At 72.5% G+C, this 17,870-nt stretch carries 10 protein-coding genes; 2 read left to right on the plus strand and 8 right to left on the minus strand.

Annotated features, from left to right (window positions below):
* Positions 1-221: 221 nt before the first annotated feature.
* From ffh to nsdA, 5 genes are all read right to left on the minus strand, one after another.
* Positions 222-1,757, minus strand: coding sequence for a signal recognition particle protein (ffh, locus tag OG711_RS11340; RefSeq protein WP_073793315.1), 1,536 nt, complete (start codon positions 1,755-1,757; stop codon positions 222-224).
* 114 nt (positions 1,758-1,871) lie between these two features.
* Positions 1,872-4,277, minus strand: coding sequence for a [protein-PII] uridylyltransferase (locus OG711_RS11345; protein WP_456341295.1), 2,406 nt, complete (start codon positions 4,275-4,277; stop codon positions 1,872-1,874).
* A 176-nt stretch (positions 4,278-4,453) separates the two neighbouring features.
* On the minus strand, positions 4,454-4,792 hold the full coding sequence (locus OG711_RS11350) for a P-II family nitrogen regulator (RefSeq protein ID WP_073793313.1): 339 nt from the start codon (positions 4,790-4,792) through the stop codon (positions 4,454-4,456).
* Complete coding sequence (locus OG711_RS11355; RefSeq protein WP_073793312.1) at positions 4,789-6,135, minus strand: ammonium transporter; 1,347 nt, start codon at positions 6,133-6,135, stop codon at positions 4,789-4,791. The genes OG711_RS11350 and OG711_RS11355 overlap by 4 nt, the downstream gene beginning before the upstream one ends.
* 469 nt (positions 6,136-6,604) lie before the next feature.
* Entirely contained in the window at positions 6,605-8,077 is a 1,473-nt protein-coding gene (gene nsdA, locus OG711_RS11360) for a transcriptional repressor NsdA (RefSeq protein WP_266510330.1), read from the minus strand.
* Between the two features lie 488 nt (positions 8,078-8,565).
* On the opposite strand from nsdA, the gene OG711_RS11365 reads away from it, so the two are divergent.
* A complete protein-coding gene (locus OG711_RS11365) occupies positions 8,566-9,237 on the plus strand; it encodes a bifunctional DNA primase/polymerase (RefSeq protein WP_073793310.1) in 672 nt (223 codons plus the stop codon).
* A 117-nt stretch (positions 9,238-9,354) separates the two neighbouring features.
* Here the strand turns inward: OG711_RS11365 and ftsY are convergent, their stop codons facing one another.
* On the minus strand, positions 9,355-10,560 hold the full coding sequence (ftsY, locus tag OG711_RS11370) for a signal recognition particle-docking protein FtsY (RefSeq protein ID WP_266507770.1): 1,206 nt from the start codon (positions 10,558-10,560) through the stop codon (positions 9,355-9,357).
* 725 nt (positions 10,561-11,285) lie between these two features.
* On the opposite strand from ftsY, the gene OG711_RS11375 reads away from it, so the two are divergent.
* Entirely contained in the window at positions 11,286-12,527 is a 1,242-nt protein-coding gene (locus tag OG711_RS11375) for a GNAT family N-acetyltransferase (protein WP_266507772.1), read from the plus strand.
* Between the two features lie 126 nt (positions 12,528-12,653).
* On the opposite strand, the gene OG711_RS11380 is transcribed toward OG711_RS11375, so the two are convergent.
* Together OG711_RS11380 and smc are read right to left on the minus strand one after the other, a co-directional pair.
* Positions 12,654-14,066, minus strand: a complete 1,413-nt coding sequence (locus OG711_RS11380) for a sugar porter family MFS transporter (protein WP_073793307.1) — start codon at positions 14,064-14,066, stop codon at positions 12,654-12,656.
* Between the two features lie 179 nt (positions 14,067-14,245).
* Positions 14,246-17,815, minus strand: coding sequence for a chromosome segregation protein SMC (gene smc, locus OG711_RS11385; RefSeq protein ID WP_329559189.1), 3,570 nt, complete (start codon positions 17,813-17,815; stop codon positions 14,246-14,248).
* Positions 17,816-17,870 lie beyond the last annotated feature (55 nt).

Genomic DNA, 17,870 nt, shown 5'->3' on the forward strand with positions numbered 1-17,870 from the left:
GAACGGATGCCTTTGCCATAACGGGCATCGTACGGGGCCGGACGCGAGGAGCCGGAAGGGTCCCCCGCGCCGGGCGTGGCGGCGGGGGCCGGTCCAACTGCCGCTCACGCGAAGGGAGTCGGCGCCGCCCGGCGGGGCGGGGCCGGGACCTCCCGGCGGTACGGGGCGCGCGGCCGTGTCACCTGCGCCGGCCACGCGCCCCGGTGCCGGACGGGCCGGTGTCAGCCCATGAACTTCTTGAACTCGTCGGGCAGTTCGAAGTTCTGCGGGGCCTGGGGCAGGCCGGGCGCGCCGCCCTGCTCCCGCCGCGCGGCCTCGTCCTGCTCCTGCTGCTTGCGCTTCATCGGGTTGCCGGAACGCTGCTTGCCCTTCGCGGCCTTGACCTTCTTCTTCTGACGGCCGGGGCCGCCGCCCATCCCGGGGATGCCCGGCATCCCGGGCATGCCGCCGCCCTGGGCCATCCGGGACATCATCTTGCGTGCCTCGAAGAACCGCTCCACCAGGTTCTTGACGGCGCTGACCTCGACCCCGGAGCCCTTGGCGATACGGGCCCGGCGCGAGCCGTTGATGATCGTGGGGTCCTGGCGCTCGACCGGGGTCATCGACTTGATGATCGCGGCGGTGCGGTCGACGTCCCGCTCGTCCAGGTTGTTGATCTGGTCCTTGATCTGCCCCATCCCCGGCAGCATGCCGAGCAGCTTGCTGATGGAGCCCATCTTGCGGACCTGTTCCATCTGGGCGAGGAAGTCGTCCAGCGTGAAGTCCTTGCCCTTGCTGGACGCCAGCTTGGAGGCCATCTCCTCGGCCTCCGCCTGGGAGAAGGTCTGCTCGGCCTTCTCGATCAGCGTGAGGACGTCACCCATGCCCAGGATGCGCGAGGCCATCCGGTCCGGGTGGAACGCGTCGAAGTCGTCCAGCTTCTCGCCGTTGGAGGCGAACATGATCTGGCGGCCGGTGACATGCGCGACCGACAGCGCGGCACCACCGCGGGCGTCGCCGTCGAGCTTGGACAGGACGACCCCGTCGAAGCCGACGCCGTCGCGGAAGGCCTCGGCGGTGTTGACCGCGTCCTGGCCGATCATCGCGTCGACGACGAACAGGATCTCGTCCGGGGAGACCGCGTCACGGATGTCGGCGGCCTGCCGCATCAGCTCCTGGTCGATACCGAGCCGGCCGGCGGTGTCGACGATGACGATGTCGTACTGCTTGGCCCGCGCGTGCTCCAGGGAGTCCTTCGCGACCTGGACCGGGTCGCCCACGCCGTTGCCGGGCTCGGGGGCGTAGACGCCGACCCCGGCGCGCTCGGCGACGACGCTGAGCTGGTTGACGGCGTTGGGGCGCTGGAGGTCGCAGGCGACGAGCAGCGGTGAGTGGCCCTGGCCCTTCAGCCACTTGCCGAGCTTTCCGGCGAGGGTGGTCTTACCGGCGCCCTGGAGACCGGCGAGCATGATCACGGTCGGCGCGGTCTTGGCGAACCGCAGCCGGCGGGTCTCGCCGCCGAGGATGCCGACGAGCTCCTCGTTGACGATCTTGATGACCTGCTGGGCCGGGTTGAGGGCCTGCGACACCTCGGCGCCGGCCGCCCGTTCCTTCACCTGCTTGATGAAGGCGCGCACGACGGGCAGCGCCACATCCGCTTCGAGCAGCGCGATCCGGATCTCCCGCGCGGTGGCGTCGATGTCCGCCTCGCTCAGGCGACCCTTGCCGCGGAGGTTCTTGAATGTCGCTGCGAGGCGATCCTGGAGAGTGTCGAACACGGCGGTCGCGAATCCTCGGGTCGAAGGGGGCGGGCAGGTCGTCCCCCAGGGTAATCGGTCCGGCCTGGGCCGGAGCCCTTCGTACGGGTACCGGGTACACCTGGTACGGCCCGACTACCCCCGCAGGGCGGCTTCCAGGGTCCCGGCGACGCCGGTGGCCCGCTCCGCGGTGAGGGGGGCGCCCGCGGTGTCGGTGACGTAGAAGGCGTCTACGGCGTTGGCCCCGAGGGTACTGATGTGCGCGCTGCGCACCCGTACCCCGGCGTCCTCCAGGGCCCGCCCGATGCGGTGCAGCAGCCCGGGGGCGTCCTGGGCGCGTACCTCGATGACGGTGGCGTGCCGGGACGCGGCGGGGGCCACCGACACCCGGGGCGCGGGCGGGGCGGCGCCCCGGCGGCGGGGGTGGGCGGCGTCCCGTTCGGCGAGCCGGGCGGCGATGTCGAGGGTGCCGTCCAGGGCCCGGACGAGATCGGCGCGCAGCCGGGCGCCCTGCGGCAATGCGCCGTACTGGGCGGATACCCGCCAGCGCAGCAGCAGGACGGGGGCGGGGTCCGTGCCGAGGACGGCGGGGAGGGCGAGTTCGCCGAGTTCGGCGGTCCGGACGGTGAGCCGGTGGGTGGCGAGGACCCCGGCGACGGCGGGGAGCACCCCGGGCCGGTCGGGGACGGCGATCAGCAGTTCCACGCCGAGGGGTTCCGTACCGGGGTCGGCGGGGGCGGTGGGCGGGTGCTGGGCGCTGAGGGTGAGGGCGGGTCCGCCGGTGCGGTGGGCCTCGATCGCGAGGCGTTCCTGTTCGGCGGTGGGCGCGGCGGGCTCGGCGGACCACGGGCCCGCGGGGGCGGGGTCGCCGGTGAGCCGGGCGGTGACCCGGCGGGCCAGGTCGTCCACGAGGTGGCCGCGCCAGGACGACCAGGCGGCGGGGCCGGTGGCGAGCGCGTCGGCCTCGGTGAGCGCGTGCAGCAGTTCCAGGGTCGGGACGGTGCCCACGGCGTCGGCGACGGCGTTCACCGTGGCGGGGTCTTCGAGGTCGCGGCGGGTGGCGGTGTCGACGAGCAGCAGATGGTGGCGGACGAGGGTGGCGAGCACGTTGGTGTCGGCGGGGTCGAAGCCCATCCGTACGGCCATGTCGCGGGCGATGACGGCGCCCGCGACGCTGTGGTCGCCGGGCCAGCCCTTGCCGATGTCGTGCAGCAGCGCGGCGACGAGCAGCAGATCGGGCCGGGAGACCCGCCGGGTGAGGGCGGCGGCGCGGACGGTGGTCTCCACGAGGTGGCGGTCCACGGTCCAGGTGTGGACGGCGTTGCGCTGGGGACGGCAGCGGACCCGTTCCCAGTCGGGCAGCAGCCGGGTGATCAGGCCCTCGGCCTCCAGTGCCTCCCACACCTCGACGGTCGCCCGGCCCGCGCCGAGCAGGGTGACGAACTGTTCGCGGGCCTCGGCGGGCCAGGGGGCGGGCAGGGGCGCGGCGGTGGCGGCGAGGTGGCGTACCGCGTACGGGGAGAGCGGCAGGCCCGCCTGGGCCGCCGCGGCGGCGGCGCGCAGCGGGAGGACCGGGTCGCGTTCGGGGCGGGCGCCGCGGGCGAGTCCGGCTTCCCCGTCCTGTTCGACGACGCCTTCGGCGAGCGGTGAGCGGACGGCCGCCGCCCGCGCGGCCCGGCCGCCGCCGAGGACGGCCCGCAGCCGGGGCCGGGCGGCGCGGGAGCGCAGCACCCGGCCGACCTCGCGCCAGGTGACGTCGCCGGCGTACGCGATGACGCGGGCGGCCTCGTACACCTGGCGGAGCAGGGTGTCCGCGTCGAGGAGGCCGAGCGCGGCGGCGACCTGGTCCTGTTCCTGGAGGGCGAGCCGGTCGGTGGCGCGGCCGGTGGTGAGGTGGAGGGCGTCGCGTACGTCGAGGAGGGTGCGGCGGGCGTCGGCGAGGCCCGCGCGGGGGGCGTCGGCGAGCCAGGAGGCGGCGACGGCGGACAGGGCGGTGGCGTCCCGCAGTCCGCCGCGGGCCTCCTTGAGGTCGGGTTCCAGGAGGTAGGCGAGTTCACCGAGGCGGGCGGCGCGGTCGGCGCACAGTTCCTGGAGGGCGGGCAGCCGGGCGGCGGCCTGGTTGCGCCAGTCGGTGAGGACGGTGGTGCGCAGGGCGGCGGTGAGGGCGGGGTCGCCCGCGAGATGGCGGGCGTCGAGCAGGCCGAGCTGGACCTTGAGGTCGTCGGCGGCGGTGCGGCGGGTCTCGGCAGGGGTGCGCACCGCGTGGTCGAGGGCGAGGCCGAGGTCCCAGACGGGGTACCAGAGGCGGTCGGCGAGGGCCGCGGTCCGCCGGGAGTCGCCGCCGCTGTGCAGCAGGAGCAGATCGAGGTCGCTGCGCGGGGACAGTTCGCCCCGGCCGTAGCCGCCGACGGCCACGAGGCTGATGCCCCGGGGCTCGTCGGCGGCGGCGTCGAAGAGGTTCCTCAGCCAGTCGTCGGTGAGGTCGGAGAGCGCCGCGCGGCGGACCGGACCGGCACTCTCCCCGCTGTGCAGCAGCCGCAGCCGGGCCGCCGCGTAGCCACTGGGCGCGCGGTCGCCGCCGGGGCCGCCGGCCCTGTCGGTGTCCTCGGGTTCCGGGGTGTCCCGGTGTGCGTCCACGGTGGTCACCCGGCGGCTCCGTTCTCTCGTCCCTGCGATGGTGTCGCTTCGGCGGTCCCTGCGGTGGGGCGGACGTCCGGTCAGAGGGCGTCCGGTCCCCGTTCGCCGGTCCTGACCCGTACGGCGGTCTCGACGGGCAGCGACCAGACCTTGCCGTCACCGATCTTGCCGGTGCGGGCGGCCTTGACGATGACCTCGATGAGCTGTTCGGCGTCGTCGTCCTCGACCAGCACCTCGATACGGATCTTGGGGACGAGGTCGACGGTGTACTCGGCGCCCCGGTAGACCTCGGTGTGACCGCGCTGGCGGCCGTATCCGCTGGCCTCGGTGACGGTCAGGCCGTGCACGCCGAACGCCTGGAGCGCTTCCTTGATCTCGTCGAGACGGTAGGGCTTGACGACGGCGGTGATGAGCTTCATGCGTCCACCTTCTTGTTCCGGACGGGGTCGTTCACCGGGAGGGGCGCGGCGGCGCGGCTGACGGTGCCGCCACCGGCGCCGCTGAAGTCGTACGCGGTCTCCGCGTGCTCGGTCTGGTCGATCCCGGAGACCTCGACGTCCTCGGGGACCCGCATCCCGATGGTCCGGTCGAGCAGGAAGGCCAGCACGGCGGACGCGACGAGAGAGTACGCGAGCACCCCGCCGACCCCGGCGAGCTGCTTCCACAGCTGGTCCAGGCCGCCCCCGTACAGGAGTCCCTTGACCTCGGACTGTCCGCCGCCGGTGGCGAAGAAGCCGATGAGGACCGATCCGGCGATACCGCCGACGAGGTGGACACCGATGACGTCGAGGGAGTCGTCGTACCCGAAGCGGTACTTCAGCCCGACGGCCATCGCGCACAGCAGTCCGGCGATCGCGCCGATGGCGAGGGAGCCGAGCGGGGAGCTGGAGCCGCCGGCCGGGGTGATCGCGACGAGTCCGGCGACCGCGCCGGAGGCGGCGCCCAGTGTGGTGAAGGCGCCGTGGCGGATCTTCTCGTAGAGCAGCCAGGCGAGCATCGCGGCGGCGGTGGCGACCTGGGTGTTCAGGAACATCAGCGCGCCGACGCCGTCGTCGTTGCCGAGCCAGGAGCCCGCGTTGAAGCCGAACCAGCCGAACCACAGCAGTCCCGCGCCGAGCATCACCAGCGGCAGGGAGTGCGGACGCATCGGGTCCTTCTTGAAGCCGACCCGCTTGCCGATCACGAGGATCACACCGAGGGCGGCGGCACCCGCGTTGATGTGGACGGCGGTACCGCCCGCGAAGTCGATGACACCCATCTCGAAGGCCCAGCCGCCGGTGCCCCACACCCAGTGCGCGACGGGGAAGTACACGACGGTCGCCCACAGCGCCACGAACAGCGCCCAGGCCCCGAACTTGACCCGGTCGGCGAGCGCTCCGCTGATCAGGGCCGGGGTGAGCACCGCGAACATCAGCTGGAAGACGGCGAAGACGTACACGGGGACGGTGTAGCCGTCCCACAGCTCGGTCAGCCCGATCCCGCTGAGGCCGACGTAGTCGGAGGACCAGCCGATCAGACCGCCGGTGTCCGTGCCGAACGCCATGGAGAAGCCGTACAGCACCCACAGGACGGTGACGATGCCGAGGCTGATGAAGCTCATCATCAGCATGTTGAGGGTGGACTTGACGCGGACCATTCCTCCGTAGAAGAAGGCCAGCGCGGGCGTCATCAGCATCACCAGGGCGGAGCAGATGAGCATGAAGCCGGTGTTGGCGGCAGACAGCGCCGGGGCGTCTGCGGCGAGCGTGATGCCTGGGGGCATCGGCGTCTCCTCGTGGTGGGTACGGGCCCCGAGCGGGCGGAGGCTGAGGGTGGTGTGAGGGGTGGCCGGGGCCGGACATCCGGCCCTCGCGGCCGGTCGTCCCCCTAGGCCAGAGGCTGACGCAGCCCCGTTTCCACCACCGCCACCCCGTGTTTCCCGCCGGTGACGAACCCCCCACAGGTGTTACACCCACATGAACACCCCGCACAGGCACAAGTACGCCCAGCACCGCGAACCCAGCCGCGCGAGCGAAGGCGCCCCGCACCGAACCGGACACCGCAGGGGGCGCCCCAAAGGGGCGCGGGGAACCGCGCACCCCACGAGCGACCTGTGCGGAACCAAGTACGTCCAGCACCGCGGACCCGGCGGCGCGAGCGAAGGCGCTCCGCACGGGCACAAGCACGCCCAGCACAGGAAACCCGGGCCGCCACCAAGGGCGACCCGGGGACGAAGACCGCTCAGGCAGCCGTCACACGGCTTCCGCACTCTCGGGCAGCTGCACAGCGAGCCGCTCGGTCAGCTCGACCACCTCCGGCAGATGCCCGTACTCCCGCACGGCCGTGTCCACGGTCTTGCGGATACGTGTGTTCACCCGCTCGGACCGCACGCTGCTGGCCACCCCCAGCGCGTCCCCGGCCAGCCGCGCGCTCTGCTCCGGCTCCTTCTGGAGCAGATGCACCGTGGCCATCCCGATGAGGTTCAGCGCGTACGACCGCTGATGGTCCTTGTCCTGCGCGAACAGCTCCACGGCCCGGCTCATCACCGGCTCCGCGAGCGCGGCGTACGTGGGGCTGCGCCCGGCGACGTACGCGAGATCGCGGAACGAGTGCGCGTTCTCGCCGTTGAGCTCGGCCTCGGTGAAGAAGCCGATCCAGTCGGGTTCGTTCTCGTCGCCCTCCTGGGCGTCGGAGAAGCTCTCCTCGGCCATCCGTACGGCCCGCTTGACCTTGCCCGGCTGGCCCATGTTGGCGTACGCGCGGGCCTCCATCGCATACAGCATCGCCTGGGTACGCGAACCGGCGCTCTCCCGGCTGCCGTACTGGGCGAGGTGGATGAGTTCCAGGGCGTCGTCGGGGCGGCCGAGGTGGATCATCTGGCGGCTCATGCTGGACAGGATGTACGAGCCGAGGGGCTTGTCCCCCGCCTCCTTCGCCGCGTGCAGGGCGAGCACGAAGTACTTCTGGGCGGTGGGCTGAAGCCCCACGTCGTAGCTCATCCAGCCGGCCAGTTCGGCGAGTTCGGCGGCGACCTTGAAGAGCCGTTTGCTGGTGGCCTCCGGCTGGGGCTCCTGGAGCAGGTCGGTGACCTCGTGGAGCTGCCCGACGACGGCCTTGCGGCGCAGCCCGCCCCCGCACTGGGCGTCCCACTGGCGGAACATCACCGTGGTGGACTCCAGCAGGTCGAGCTCCGGCTGGGACAGCCGGTTGCCCCGGCGCAGCGACGCGGGGTCGGGTTCGGTGCGCTGGGCACCGGGCGAGGGCACCAGCCACCGCTGCATGGGTTCGATGAGGGCGGGACCGGCGGACAGCGCCAGCGAGGTGCCGAGGAAGCCGCGCCGGGCGAGCATCAGATCGCTGCGGGAGAACTCGCCGATCAGGGCGACGGTCTGGGGCGCCGTCCACGGCAGGTCCACCCCGGAGACCGAGGGCGACTGGTGGGGGGCGCGCAGCCCGAGGTCCTCGACGGCGACGACACAGCCGAAGCGCTCCGAGAACAGCTCGGAGAGGATGCGCGGGATCGGCTCGCGCGGGTTCTCGCCGTCGAGCCAGCGGCGGACCCTGGAGGTGTCCGTGGAGATGTGGTTCGCGCCCAACTGCCGTGCTCTGCGGTTGACCTGGCGCGCCAGTTCACCCTTGGACCACCCGCTTCGGGTGAACCACGAGCCCAGCATCTCGTTCGGACGCTTCTCAGCGTTCGAACCGCCCTCGCCGTTGCCGCCCACCGGAACGCCCCCATCCGTCATGCAGTCTGCCCGTCACGTCGTCCGTGCACAGTTCTGGTCAAGCCCTATCAGCATGCCGTGCGTCACAGCTGCTTGTCCGGTGCTTGTCACCCGTCGAACGGGAATCCGGCTCGTCCGCGTCACTCCCGCGGGCACGGAACCTCCCAGGGTTCATGCACCGAAAGTAATCCTACGATCACCCATTTCGCGAGGCCGATCGGGGAAACGCCACCATTCGCCACCCCTTCGAATGAACCCGACTGCCTTTTCACACGCTTGACTTGACGCAGAAACGACCGCGCCGGACGAAGTGATGCACGCCGGAGCGCGTGAATCCCGGTGCGCCACCCGAAATGCTTCCGAGCGCCGTCACCATCCTTGAGTGGCGGGGCCGAGGCAAACGTACGGTCACCGTACGCATCCATATCGTGATCGATGCTTGACCGTGACGTCGTAACCACCGGCGCGCCGGAACTGTTGGAGGAGGCATGGACTTCACGATCGGCGGCATCCGTGACATCCGGTCGGGTTCACGCCGCCGCGGACGCACCAGTGAGTGCACCGCGGCCGCTGAGTTCACCGGACTGCGCGGCTGGGACGTCGTACCCGGTGCCCGGCTCTCGTCGGGGCGCTGCTCCTGCGGACGGACCGGCGGGGACGGCGGGGCGCGCTGCGCGGAACCCGGCGCGCATCCCCTGGACCTCGCCCCGGTGATCCCCGCCGGGGCCACCCTCGACCAGGTCGCGCGGGCCTGGGAACGGTTCCCGGCCGCCACGGTGATGCTGCCCGTGGGCCGCGCCTTCGACGTCCTGGAGGTCGGTGTCACGGCGGGGCGCCGCGCGCTGGTGCGGCTGGAGCGGATGGGCCTGCCGCTGGGACCCGTCACGGCGACCCCCGACGGCCGCGCGCAGTTCCTCGTCGCGCCGGGCGCCGCGGCGGGGCTGCCCAAGCTGCTGTACCGGACGGGCTGGGACGGCGCGGCACTCGATCTGCGCGCACTCGGCGAGGGCGACCACATCACGGCGCCCCCGTCGGACCGCGGCGGCCTCGGTGCCGTCCGCTGGCTGCGGGCCCCCGCCCTGGACTCGGCCACCGGTCCCCCGGAGGCCCGTCTGCTGCTGGGCGTCCTCGCCTACGCGGCCCATCGCTCCCGCCCCTGAACGTACGAAGGGCCCGGCGGACCGGGGCGGCCACGGTGGCCGGTACCCGATACCGCCGGACCCGGTGGTCCGGCACCCGCCCGGAGGCGGCGTGCCCGGCACGCCGCCCGGTCCGGGCTACTCCCCGATAAGCGCATCCACGAACGCCTCGGGTTCGAAGGGGGCGAGGTCGTCCGCGCCCTCGCCGAGGCCGACGAGCTTCACGGGGACGCCGAGCTCACGCTGCACCGCGATGACGATGCCGCCCTTCGCGGTCCCGTCGAGCTTGGTCAGCACGATGCCGGTGATGTCCACGACCTCCGCGAAGACACGGGCCTGGACGAGGCCGTTCTGCCCGGTCGTCGCGTCGAGGACGAGCAGCACCTCGTCGAGCGGCGCGTGCTTCTCGATGACGCGCTTGACCTTGCCGAGCTCGTCCATCAGCCCGGTCTTGGTGTGCAGCCGCCCGGCGGTGTCGATGAGGACGACATCGGCGCCGGTCTGGATGCCCTCCTTGACGGCGTCGAACGCGATGGACGCGGGGTCACCGCCCTCGGGGCCGCGCACGGTACGGGCGCCGACGCGGTCGCCCCAGGTCTGGAGCTGATCGGCGGCGGCGGCCCGGAAGGTGTCGGCCGCGCCCAGCAGGACGTGCTTGCCGTCGGCGACGAGGACCCGGGCGAGCTTGCCGGTGGTGGTGGTCTTGCCGGTGCCGTTGACCCCGACGACCATCACGATGCCGGGGGTGTCGAGACCCGAGTCGGTGTTGACCGCGCGGTCGAATTCGGGGACGAGGAGGGTCAGCAGCTCCTCGCGCAGCAGGGTGCGCAGCTCGTCCGGGGTACGGGTGCCGAGGACCTTGACCCGCTCGCGCAGCCGCTCCACCAGTTCCTGCGTGGGCTGGACGCCCACGTCGGCGGTGAGAAGGGTGTCCTCGATCTCCTCCCAGGTGTCCTCGTCCAGGTGCTCACGGGACAGCAGGGCCAGCAGGCCCTTGCCCAGCGCGTTCTGGGAGCGGGACAGCCGGGTCCGGAGCCGGACGAGGCGTCCGGCGGCGGGCTCGGGTACCTCGACCTCGGGCACCGCCTCGACGGCGGGCGGGGCCTGGGTGCCGGGCTCCGCGGGGGCGCCCGGGAGGTCGACCTCCTCGATGGTGCGGCGGGGTTCGTCCCGGGGCGTCCCGGCCTCTTCGCCGACACGCGGCTCGGCCGGAGGGGCGGTGATGTCGGGCGTGGTGGGCGGCGGCGGGGGCAGGGGCTTCTTGCGGCGGCTGCCGATGATGAGTCCGCCGATGGTCCCTAGCGCGACCACGGCGATGACTACGGCGAGGATGACGATTTCCATAACCCACCCAGTATCATCCACGGGTTCTGGCGGGGGCGCCTTGACGGGTCGCTGGGCGTACTTGTCCCCGTGCGGGTCGCCTTCGCTTGCGCTTCCTAGGTCTGTCCGGCTGGACGCACTTGTCCCCGCACAGGTTGTCCGTGGGTGCGCAGTTCCCCGCGCCCCTGAGGTGCTGCCCCCTTGCGGTCGCCCTTCGGGTGCGGGCCGGTTCTCGTCTTTGCGCAGTTCCCCGCGGGTCGCCTTCGCTTGCGCTTCCTAGGTCTGTCCGGCTGAGCGCACTCGTTCCTGCACAGGTTGTCCGTGGGTGCGCAGTTCCCCGCGCCCCTGGGTGGTGCCCCCTTGCTGTCGCTCCTCGGGTGCGGGTCGGTTCTCGTCTTTTGCGCAGTTCCCCGCGCCCCTGAAGGGGCGCTCCTCTCCTCCCGCGGTCGCGGTGCTGCGGGAGGGGGTGGGCGGGAATCTCTGCTCGCAGACTCCGATGCTCTTCAGTCGAGTCACGAAACGTCGTACCGAGCGTGTCGGATCGAGGACGGAGAATCCCGACCGGCACCGACCCGAAGAACAAGCAGAACGCGCCCCAAAGGGGCGCGGGGAACTGCGCGAAACCACCGAACGACGGCACAGGAACGAAGTACGCCCCGCACAGGAAACCCAGGGGGGGCGAGGAACCGCCCCACAGAGAAAAAACCCGAATGACCCACCCCGGGGCACCGGGTTAGCGTCGGGGAATGACCGCCATGGAGTACCGCACCATCCCCGAGGCAGACCTGCAAACGGCACTGGACCTGCACTACCTCGTGTTCCTGGAGAAGGCCCCGGAGGACGACACACGGGAATCCCACCGCGATGTCCTGCTCCACTGCGACCGCGTCGGCGCGTACGAGGGCGACGACCTCGTGGGCCTGCTGGCGGCCCACCCGCTGGACCTGTCCGTACCGGGCGGCACGCTCCCCGCCGCCGGCGTCACCTTCGTCTCCGTGGCCCCCACGCACCGCCGACGGGGCGTACTCAGCGGCATGATCGCCGAACTGTTCCGCCGCTGCGCCGACCGCGGCGTACCCCTGGCCTCGCTGTGGGTGTCGGAGGCGGCCATCTACGGCCGCTTCGGCTTCGACCCGGCGACCCACTCGTACACGGTGACCATCGACGCCACCCATCCCCTGGACCTGCGGATCACCCCGGACGAGCGGCCCCTGCGGCTGCTCCCCTTCGCGTCGGCGGCCCCAGTGATCACGCCCCGCCACGAGGCGGCCCGCCGGGACCGGGCCGGCCGGGTGGCCCGGGACGACTGGTGGTGGCGTACCCAGGTGCTGCCGGAGACGTTCGAGGAGGACGACGAGATGACGGAGCCCCGGGTGGTGGTCCTGGGCGACCCGGGCGAACCCCCGGCCGGTTATGTCGTGTACCGCACGAAGACCGACGACGAGGGCCGGGGCACGGCGCATGTCGAGGAACTGGAGGCCGAGTCCCCGGAGGTGGCCGCCGCCCTGTGGCGCTACACCGCGTCGATCGACCTGGCGGACAAGGTACGGGCGTGGGGCCGCCCGCTGGACGATCCGCTGCTGCGTTTCGCGGGCGACCGCGACCAGGTGGACGTCACCCGGGAGTTCCCCGGCCTGTGGCTGCGGCTGGTCGACGTCCCGGCCGCGCTGACGGGCCGGACCTGGTCGGCGCCGGTGGACCTGGTGCTGGAGGTCACCGACGCGGGGGTGCCGGAGAACGCGGGCCGGTACCGTCTGACGGCGAAGCCGGACGCCGGGGGCGCCCACCGCGCCGAGGTGACCCGTACGGACGACGCGCCGGACCTCACCCTCGACGTCCGGGAGCTGGCCGCCTGCTACCTCGGTGGCACGGACCCGGCGGAGCTGGTGCGGGCGGGGCTGGTCGAGGAGCACCGCCCGGGTGCCGCGGCCCTGCTGGGCCAGGCGTCCCGTACCGAACTGCTGCCGCACACCACGGACGAGTTCTGAGCCCCGGCCCCCGCGCGAGCCGTCCACCCGGCCGCGCGGGGCGCCTCGCCACCCACGGACGGCAACGCACCCGCGACGGGACCCCGCACCGGGCGAACGGGAACAGGAACGGGAACCGCACCGGGTTCAGCCCATCTCCTCCAGGGCCTTGCCCTTGGTCTCCTTGACGAATTTGAGGACGAAGGGGATGGAGAGCGCGGCGAAGCAGGCGTAGATGATGTAGGTGGCGGACAGGTTCCAGTCGGCGAGCGACGGGAAGCTCGCGGTGATGGCCCAGTTGGCGATCCACTGCGCGGAGGCGGCGACACCGAGCGCCGCCGCGCGGATGCGGTTGGGGAACATCTCGCCGAGGAAGACCCAGACGACGACGCCCCAGGACATCGCGAAGAAGAACACGAACCAGTGGGCGGCGATCAGCGCCACCCAGCCCTGGGTGGCGGGCAGCTTGCCGTCCACCAGGTCGTAGCTGAACGCCCATGCCTCCAGGGCGAGTCCGATACACATACCGACCGAGCCGATCAGGGCCAGCGGCCTGCGGCCGACCCGGTCCACGAAGATCATCGCGACGACCGTACCGATGATGTTGATGATCGACGTGGTGAAGGAGTAGAAGAACGAGTCCGTCGGATTGACGCCGACCGACTGCCACAGGGTCGACGAGTAGTAGAACGCGACATTGATGCCGACGAGCTGCTGGAACGCGGAGAGACCGATACCGACCCAGACGATCGGCAGGAACCAGAACCGTCCGCCCAGCAGATCCTTGAACGTCGGCTTGTGCTCCCGGTGCAGATTCTCCTGGATCTCCGCGACCCGGGCGTCGAGGTCGACATGCTCGCCCTCGACCTCGCGCAGCACCGCGCGGGCGCGTTCGTCCTTGCCCGCCGAGACCAGATAGCGCGGCGACTCGGGGATGGCGAACGACAGCATCCCGTACAGCGCGGCCGGGACGACCATCACACCCAGCATCACCTGCCAGGCCTCCAGCCCCAGCACCTCGCCGCGCTGGTCGCCGCCGGCGGCCTGGAGGATGCCCCAGTTGACCAGCTGGGACATGGCGATGCCGACGACGATCGCCGCCTGCTGGAAGGAGCCGAGCCGTCCCCGGTACGCGGGCGGGGACACCTCCGCGATGTACGCGGGGCCGATCACGGAGGCCATGCCGATCGCGAAGCCGCCGACGATCCGCCAGAACGCCAGGTCGTACAGGGCGAACGGCAGCGCCGAGCCGATGGCGCTGACCAGGAACAGCACCGCCGCGATCTGCATGCAGCGGATACGGCCGATGCGGTCCGCGATCCGGCCCGCCGTGGCCGCGCCGATCGCACAGCCGATCAGCGCGATCGCGATGACCTGGGCGAGCGCGGCGGACCCGATGTCGTAGCGGCTGCGGATCGCCTCGACCGCGCCATTGATGACGGAGCTGTCGTAGCCGAACAGGAATCCGCCCATCGCCGCCGACGCCGCGATGAAGATGACATGCCCGAGATTGTCGGGATGGGCTTCACGCGCTCCGGACGCGCTCGGTGTACTGGTCACGTATCACTCCTCGGGCCACCGGGGCGGGGCGGGCCCTTCCAGTGGCGCACAGGCGCACACGGCCCACCACCGGAGGAACCCGCGTGCCACCGGAAGGTGACGCCGCCTCACTCCATGGGGTGACCGGATACCCCGGACGCGCGCGGCCACACCGGTGCGCCGGCCGGCCGGGCGGAGGTTCAGCGCAGCCGCTGGCTGATCACCTTGGAGACCCCGTCGCCCTGCATCGACACCCCGTACAGCGCGTCCGCGACCTCCATCGTCCGCTTCTGGTGCGTGATGACGATGAGCTGGGACGCCTCCTGGAGCTCCTGCATGAGCCGGATGAGCCGCTGGAGGTTGGTGTCGTCCAGGGCGGCCTCGACCTCGTCCATCACATAGAAGGGACTCGGCCGGGCCTTGAAGATGGACACGAGCAGCGCCACGGCCGTCAGGGACCGCTCACCGCCGGACAGCAGCGACAGCCGCTTGACCTTCTTGCCCGGGGGCCGGGCCTCGACATCGATCCCGGTGGTCAGCATGTTGTCCGGGTCGGTGAGGACCAGCCGCCCCTCGCCGCCGGGGAACAGCCGGGAGAAGACCCCCTCGAACTCACGCGCGGTGTCCCGGTACGCCTCGGTGAACACCTGTTCGACCCGCTCGTCGACCTCCTTGACGACCTGGAGCAGATCGGTACGGGTCTTCTTGAGGTCCTCCAGCTGTTCGCTGAGGAACTGATGGCGTTCCTCCAGCGCCGCGAACTCCTCCAGCGCCAGCGGATTGACCTTCCCCAGCTGCTGATACGCCCGCTCGGCGGCCCGCAGCCGCTTCTCCTGCCCGGCCCGGTCGAACGGCAGCGGCTGGTTGCGGGGGTGCGCGGGGTCCTCGGGCAGTTCCTCGCCGTCGGCGGGCGGCGACGGCGGCACGGGCTGGTCGGGCCCGTACTCCGCGATCAGCCCGGCGGGCTCGACGCCCAGTTCCTCCAGCGCCTTCGTCTCCAGCTGCTCGATCCGCATCCGCTTCTCGGCGCCCAGCACTTCGCCCCGGTGCACCGAGTCGGTCAGCTTGTCGAGTTCCGCCTTCAGTACCCGGCCGGTGTCCCGGGCGGCGGCCAGGTCCCGCTCACGGACGGCCTTGGCGCTCCCGGCGGCGGACTGCTCGGCCTCGGCGCGCAGCAGGGACACCTCGGCGTGCGCGAGGAGCTGCCGGGCGCCGGAGGCGACGGCGGCGGCGACGGCCGCCTCGTGCCGCAGCCGCGCCACCCGCTGCTCGGCACGGGTCCGGGCCTCGCGTTCGGCGCGGGCGGCCCGGTCCAGGCCGTCGGCCCGGCCCACGAGCGCCTTGACCCGTTCCTCATGGGTGCGCAGCTGGAGGCGGGCCTCCATCTCGGTCTGCCGGGCGTTGGCGCCGTCGGCGGCGAGCCGGTCGCGTACCGAGGTGTCGGGTTCCTCGCCCTCGTCGGCGACGGCCGCGCTCTCCTCGGCGACGACGAGCCGTTCGGCCCGTTCCTCGACGTCCATGAGTGCCTGCTCCAGCGCCTCCTGGGCCGCCTCGGCGGCGGCCCGGGCGCGGTCGGCCTCCCCGGCGGCGCCGCGCGCCTGCCCGGCGAGCGCTCCGAGCCGCTGGGCGACCGACGACCTGGCGCGGTCCGCGGTGCGCCGCAGGGTGTCCAGTTCCTCGGCCCGGGCGGCGTGGGTGCGGCGCAGTTCCCCGGCGGTGCGCTGCTCGTCGGCGAGTGCGGCGCAGCGCTGTTCCAGCTCGGTGAGCTCGGCCGCCGCCTCGTCCGCGGACGCCTGCACTTCGAGCAGGCTGGGTGCCCCGGCCGACCCGCCGTGCGCGAAGTGGGCGCTCAGCAGATCACCCTCGGCGGTGACGGCGGTCAGCGCGGGCCGCGCGTGGACGAGGTCCTCGGCGTCCTCCAGGGTGCCGACGACGACGAAGCCGCGCAGCAGCCGCCGGACGGCGGGCATCAGTTCCTCGGGGCCGCGCACCAGATCGGCGGCGCGCGGCGGGTGCCTGCCCGCCGGGACGGGGTCGGGGTCCGGGTCCGGGGCGTGGGTGAGCAGTATCGACGCACGGCCGCCGTCCTGCTTGCGCAGTCGCCGGATGGCCTCGGCGGCCTGCGCGGTGGAGGTCATGGCGACGGCGTCGGCGGCGGCGCCGAACGCGGCGGCGACGGCGACCTCGTGACCGGGGGTGACGGTGAGGAGTTCGGCGGCGGGGCCGAGCAGTCCGGTGAGGCTGTCCCGGGCGGCGAGCAGTGCTCCGGTGCCGTCCTTGCGGCGCAGTCCGAGGGACAGTGCCTCATGGCGGGCGGCGACGGCGGCGCGGCGGCGTTCGACGGCGGTGGCGGCCTCGCGGGCGGTGGTGAGCGCGGTGTCGGCGGCGGCGAGCTCGGCCTTGGCGTCCTCGTAGCGGTGGCCGAGTTCCTCGTCGCCCGCGTCGAGTCCGTCGACCTCGCCCTTCAGGTTCTCGTACTCCTCCTGGGCGGTGGCGGAGCGTTCCTGCGCGGCGTCGCGGGCGGTGGCCAGCCGGTCGATCTCGGCCTGGGCGGAGGCGGCGCGGCTGCGGGCGGCGGCGACCTGGCCGCTGAGCCGGGCGAGCCCTTCGCGGCGGTCCGCGATGGCGCGGGCGACGTCCTTGAGACGGCGTTCCTCGTCGGTCAGGGCGCGTTCCAGTGCGGCGCGGTGGGTGATGGTGTCCTCCAGCGCGAACGCGGCGGCTTCGAGGGCGGCGTTGAGTTCGGCCTCCTGTTCGCGGACGCGGGCGGCCTCACGTTCCATGTCCTCGGGGTCCCGGCCGCGCCGCTCGTCGGGCGGGGCGGAGGTGGCGCTGGTGACCCGGGCGTCGGCGAGGGAGACGGTGCCACGGACGCGTTCGGTGAGCCGGGAGAGGTCGAACAGGGTCTGCTGGGCGCGCTGGAGGCGGGGGGTGAGCCGCCGGACCTGGTCCTCCAGGTCCTCCTCGCGGGCGGCGGCCGCCTTCAGTTCGGCCTCGGCGCTCTCCTTGCGGCGCTTCAGCTCGGCCTCGTCCGCGATCTCGGTACGCAGCGCCTCGCGCAGCCGCACCAGGTCGTCCGCGAGCAGCCGCAGCCGCGCGTCCCGCAGATCGGCCTGGATGACGGCGGCGCGCCGGGCGACCGCGGCCTGCCGTCCCAGCGGCTTGAGCTGGCGGCGCAGTTCGTCGGTGAGGTCCTGGACGCGGGCGAGGTTGGCGCGCATCGCGTCGAGCTTGCGCAGCGCCTTCTCCTTGCGCTTGCGATGCTTGAGGACTCCGGCGGCCTCCTCGATGAAGGCGCGGCGGCCCATCGGGTCGGCGTGCAGCACGGAGTCGAGCTGCCCCTGGCCGACGATGACATGCATCTCGCGGCCGATACCGGAGTCGGACAGCAGTTCCTGGAAGTCCAGCAGCCGGCAGGTGTCGCCGTTGATCTGGTACTCGCTGCCGCCGTTGCGGAACATGATCCGGGTGAGGGTGACCTCGGCGTACTCGATGGGCAGCGCGCCGTCGGAGTTGTCGATGGTGAGGGAGACCTCGGCGCGGCCCAGCGGGGGGCGTCCGGTCGTCCCGGCGAAGATGACGTCCTCCATCTTGCCGCCGCGCAGGGACTTCGCGCCCTGTTCGCCCATGACCCAGCTCAGGGCGTCGACGACATTGGACTTGCCGGAGCCGTTCGGTCCGACGACGCAGGTGATGCCCGGTTCGAATCGCAGCGTCGTCGCGGACGCGAAGGATTTGAAACCGCGCAGGGTGAGGGCCTTGAGGTGCACGCCGCCGGACTCTACCTTCCCGCGTCGGCCCGTCCGGTGACCGCCGTGCGTCACG

The organism is Streptomyces uncialis (genome assembly GCF_036250755.1).
Taxonomy (GTDB): domain Bacteria; phylum Actinomycetota; class Actinomycetes; order Streptomycetales; family Streptomycetaceae; genus Streptomyces; species Streptomyces uncialis.